This is a genomic window from Hydrocoleum sp. CS-953 (genome assembly GCF_002260545.1).
GTDB lineage: Bacteria > Cyanobacteriota > Cyanobacteriia > Cyanobacteriales > Microcoleaceae > Trichodesmium.
This window is the reverse complement of record NZ_LGSU01000818.1, coordinates 1-4847: the sequence shown is the minus strand read 5'-3', so window position 1 is coordinate 4847 and position 4847 is coordinate 1. Positions and strand designations below refer to the sequence as shown.

The window sequence follows — 4847 nt, the reverse complement described above, 5'->3', positions numbered from 1 at the left end:
TTATACATTACATGAAATAGGAGGTTTAATCGAATCAGTCAAAGCATTAAAAGAGTCAAAATTTCCTAGGTCGCAAATTTATCAAACTCAAAATTTTTCCGAAAAAAATAGAGTTTAGAACTGTAGAAAGACAATTGTCAAAATCAAATTTTTCAGAAGTAAATTTCTAAATCCTAAAATTAGCTTTGCTGCGTTAACTACTAAAAAATTGATTATGAATAAAATTAGAGAAAGTATCGAGCGCCAACAAAAACAACAACAGCACCGACAGCAAATAACCCTTTTAGGGATGGGAGCTACCTTGGTTATAGTTTCTGGGGCAGGTATGTTAACAGAGATTCAAAGACTTAGGACTCTTCTTGGTGAGAACAATGCTGAGATCAAACCTAACATTGCTAACTTAGAAACTCTCTTTGAGCAAAGGTTAGAGACACAGTTAGATGCCATCAAATGTGGGGAAAAATTAGAGGAGTTGCCAAATATTGGCCAACTCAAACCTGATATTCTCTTGAAAACAACAGGAATATTGGCAAAAATGACCGACTGGCAGAAGTCTAACATGATGGTAAGGCGTCCCCAGAATAGCTACTTACGGCACACTCTCCGCATGAGAAAGTATCCCCAGGATAAGGTCAATGCTGTAGCTTTTAGCCCCGATGGAAAATTGATTGCTTCTTCAATTGGCACCCAAGTGAAACTGTGGAAACCAGATGGCACTCTGGTGAAAACCTTAGAAGGGCATCAGGATGTAGTCTGGGATGTGGCCTTTAGCCCCAATGGAGAGTTGATTGTTACTGCAAGTGAAGACAAGACAGTAAAACTGTGGAAACCAAATGGCACTCTGGTGAAAACCTTAGAAGCGCATCAAGGTTCGGTCAGGAATGTAGCCTTTAGCCCTGATGGAGAATTGATTGCTACTGCTAGTGCTGACAAGACAGTGAAACTGTGGAAACCAGACGGCACTCTGATGAACACCCTAGAAGGACATGAAGGTTCGATCGGTGCTATAGCCTTCAGCCCGGATGGAGAATTGATTGCTACTGGAGTTGGCACCCAAGTGAAACTGTGGAAACCAGACGGTACCCTGGTGGCAACCCTAGAAGAGCATGATTCTCAAGTCATAGCTGTAGCCTTTAGCCCTGATGGAAACTTGATTGCTTCTGTTGTTGATTATGGTGGCACAACAAAACTGTGGAAAACAGACGGCACTCTAGTCAACAACCTAGAGGAGATGGGTTGGCTAGCTATAGCCTTTAGCCCCGATGGAGAATTGATTGCTTCTTCAATTTGCACCCAAGTGAAACTGTGGAAACCAGACGGTACTCTGGTGAACACCTTAGAAGGGCATCATTCGTTTTGGGCGGATGGAGTCTTTGGTTCATATTTCAATGCTGTAGCTTTTAGCCCCGATGGAGAGTTAATTGCTTCTTCAATTGGCACTAAAGTCAAACTGTGGAAACCAGACGGCACTCTGGTGAACACCCTAGAAGAGTATGATCGTGGGATTAACAGTGCAGCATTTAGCCCCGATGGAGAGTTAATTGCTACTGCTAGTAATGATAAGACAGTGAAATTGTGGAAACCAGATGGTACACTGCTGACAACTCTAGAAGGGCATCAGGATTGGGTCATCAGTGCGGAATTTAATCCCGATGGAGAGTTAATTGCTACTGCTAGTGCTGACAAGACAGTGAAATTGTGGAAACCAGATGGTACACTGCTGACAACTCTAGAAGGACTGGAACATGGGGTCATCCGTGCAGAATTTAGTCCTAATGGAGAGTTAATTGCTACTGTTAGTTATGACGGCACAGTCAAACTGTGGAAACCAGATGGTACACTGCTGACAAATCTAGAAGGGCATCAAGGTTCGATCAATGCTGTAGCTTTTAGCCCCGATGGAGAATTGATTGCTACTGCTAGTTATGACGGCACAGTCAAACTGTGGAAACCAGACGGCGCTCTGCTGAACACCCTAGAAGTGCATGATGATGGGGTCACGAATGTAGCCTTTAGCCCCGATGGAGAGTTGATTGCTACTGTAAGTGAAGACCAGATAGTCAAACTGTGGAAACCAGACGGTACACTGCTGACAACTCTAGAAGGGCATCAGGATTGGGTCATCAGTGTAGAATTTAGTCCCGATGGAGAATTGATTGCTATTGCTAGTTATGACGGCACAGTCAAACTGTGGAAAGCAGACGGTACACTGCTGACAACTCTAGAAGGGCATCAAGCTTCGGTCTGGGATGTAGTCTTTAGCCCCGATGGAGAATTGATTGCTACTGCAAGTGAAGACAAGACAGTCAAGCTGTGGAAACCAGACGGTACACTGGTGACAACTCTAGAAGGGCATCAGGATTGGGTCATCAGTGCAGAATTTAATCCCGATGGAGAGTTAATTGCTACTGCTAGTTATGACGGCACAGTTAAACTCTGGAAACTAGACGGCACACTGCTGAAAACCCTAGAGGGACATCAGGATTGGATCGATAGTGTAGAATCTAGCCAAAATTAGAGAAAGTATCGATAAGTGATGAGTTTTTAACCAATGGTTAAAGGGTGATGTTGCAATCTTGGCCTCTTTGTCCTAACGAATCGCAGCAACCCAACCTACACTAACTACTCTAGACAACTAAAGCCTTTTGCCTTACCTTTATCATAAAGCTTCTATCTCAACCGGATTTAGTATGAAACAATTTTTAAGTAAGTTAACAACTCTTATTTCCATTACTGCTTTACTAGGATTTGCAATGTATATAGAGCGAGTCTTAAGTCAAAATACGATTTTTGCACCAGGGGGTATTTTGATAAATTCAAGTAATTGTTCTCAAACCGAAGAAATTTCTTATCGCTCTAGAAAATTAGCTNATTTTTGCACCAGGGGGTATTTTGATAAATTCAAGTAATTGTTCTCAAACCGAAGAAATTTCTTATCGCTCTAGAAAATTAGCTTCTCCAGATGGTAATAAATCTGTTTATTTTAATACTATTTTTCGTCGTTTAGGTTCAGACGAATATTCCCTCCGTTTTGGTTGTGCTAGAATATTCCAGACTCCTTCTATAAACCTGGTAATTGAATCCGCACGACAAGAGAAAACTATAGATATAGATATAAATACTAAATTTGCTGCCTTCTTAGATAGGGAACTCACCTCTTATGCTTTAGTTAACTTAATACCTATATCTTTTTCTCCAGATGGTCGTTTTCTTGCTGTTAGAGCTAATTATGACTTTGGTGAAACTGAGCATGCAACAAGTTTACTAATTATTGATTTAAGTACCGAGCGGTTACTAAAAAATCATAGTGATAGTGATTTATATTGTCGCCGTTCAGAAGAAATACCAGGTCAAGATGTAAGCTATCAAACATTAATAGGTTTTACATCACCTACTGAGTTTATTGTAAACTGCCACCAGCCTTATGGCTGTCGCGGAAACCTAAGAATGTGTAAGTGGTCAGAACTTGTAAATCTCACAAATCAAACTTCTCAAGGCATTTCAATAGATTCTGTAGATGTCAAAATGTATGGTAAAGTTATCTCGCCTGAAGAAATTAAACATCAGATAGTTCCCCGTCGATAAGTCTTAAATATTCAGCAACAACTTAAAAAAAAGATAATTCTTTTGCCCAAGTTTTGACTGACAGTTATTGGTAATTTAGTAACTACTCTACATGGATATAAAGTCATCAGTATAGCTTTTAGTCCGGATGGAAAGTTAATTGCTTCTGCTGGTGCTGACAGCACAGTCAAACTCTGGAAATTTAATCTTGATGACTTACTTAAGCATAGTTGCGACTCGGTGCATGACTATTTGAAAAATAACCCCAATGTAGAAGAAGAAGACTGCCGTATTTGTGACTTGGAATAAAAATTTTCTAAGCTTCTAATATTTCTTTTCTCAACCATTTAATAATAGTATCGATTAAATGTGGATGGTGGGGTGAATATGAGAACTTACGCACCTAAATAAGAAACCGGGTTTACAGCGCTTTTCATTGTCAGTAGACCAGAAAGTAGGGAAGTTGCATGCAACTTCCCTACGGGGTTATCATTCATTTATTCAATCTCAGTCGGTGGTATTTCTGTATTATTTCTTTGCCTCAATTTACGATGCAAAGCTTTAACTCCTGATAATAGCAACCCAATCACTACAAATACTACGACAGCGGCTAAAAGTGGTACAGAAATCGCTAACATCGACAATACTGTGGAACTAAGTAACTCCATTGTCGAAACTCCAGGATTTGCAAACCCTCCTGTCAGAGCAGTAGAAGCTAACCTGGTAACGTCTGTTAAACCTTGCACCGTTCCCGCAGATCCTCCACCTACAATCACAGCGATCGTCCACTGTAGCATTGGACTCATGTCGCTGACAAATGAACCTGTAATTATCGTACCCGCAACGACTGCTGTTGGTGTGGCAATAATATCTAATAACTCATCCACCCAAGGAATGTAATAAGCAGCAACTTCCACAAATGCACCTACTCCAAAAGCAACCGTTGCTCCCGGAGTACCCATCCAAATAAAATCATCAGACAGTTGTAAATGTCCTGACTGTGCTGCAATACTCATCACCAGTGGAGGCACAAATATGCGAAACCCACAAGCTGCACTTAACCCCACACCTAGACAAATACCTAATAGAGTTTCCATATTTTTCTCCTAGTTTCTCTTCATAAAAACTGTTAATTTTTTTGTCAAAATCTATCAGTTTGCTGATGATTATTTAAGAATTATTAATTACTTCAATCCTTTCTCTGTTAATTACAGATGTATGAATATATATTATCAAAATTAGATTTGGCTATTAATTTTTCAGGCTATTTATCAACTAAATAT

General features: G+C 40.1%; 4 protein-coding genes. 3 read left to right on the top strand and 1 reads right to left on the bottom strand.

Annotation, left to right across the window (positions count from 1 at the left end):
* Nucleotides 1-214: 214 nt before the first annotated feature.
* From AFK68_RS10330 to AFK68_RS10315, 3 genes are all read left to right on the top strand, one after another.
* Entirely contained in the window at nucleotides 215-2518 is a 2304-nt protein-coding gene (locus tag AFK68_RS10330; protein ID WP_094672630.1) for a WD40 repeat domain-containing protein, read from the top strand.
* A gap of 353 nt (nucleotides 2519-2871) precedes the next feature.
* The coding region (locus tag AFK68_RS10320; protein ID WP_210407341.1) for a hypothetical protein at nucleotides 2872-3585 on the top strand (714 nt) is incomplete at its 5' end.
* A gap of 57 nt (nucleotides 3586-3642) precedes the next feature.
* Nucleotides 3643-3873 (top strand): WD40 repeat domain-containing protein, encoded by a 231-nt coding sequence (locus AFK68_RS10315; RefSeq protein WP_094672631.1) that lies wholly within the window; start codon nucleotides 3643-3645, stop codon nucleotides 3871-3873.
* A gap of 188 nt (nucleotides 3874-4061) precedes the next feature.
* Here the strand turns inward: AFK68_RS10315 and AFK68_RS10310 are convergent, their stop codons facing one another.
* On the bottom strand, nucleotides 4062-4661 hold the full coding sequence (locus AFK68_RS10310; RefSeq protein WP_094672627.1) for a DUF4126 domain-containing protein: 600 nt from the start codon (nucleotides 4659-4661) through the stop codon (nucleotides 4062-4064).
* Nucleotides 4662-4847: the final 186 nt, after the last annotated feature.

Excerpts from the sequence above, each read along its gene's own strand:
- AFK68_RS10330 (WP_094672630.1), top strand. The coding sequence starts at position 215 with ATGAATAAAATTAGAGAAAGTATCGAGCGCCAACAAAAACAACAACAG.
- AFK68_RS10310 (WP_094672627.1), bottom strand. The coding sequence starts at position 4,661 with ATGGAAACTCTATTAGGTATTTGTCTAGGTGTGGGGTTAAGTGCAGCT.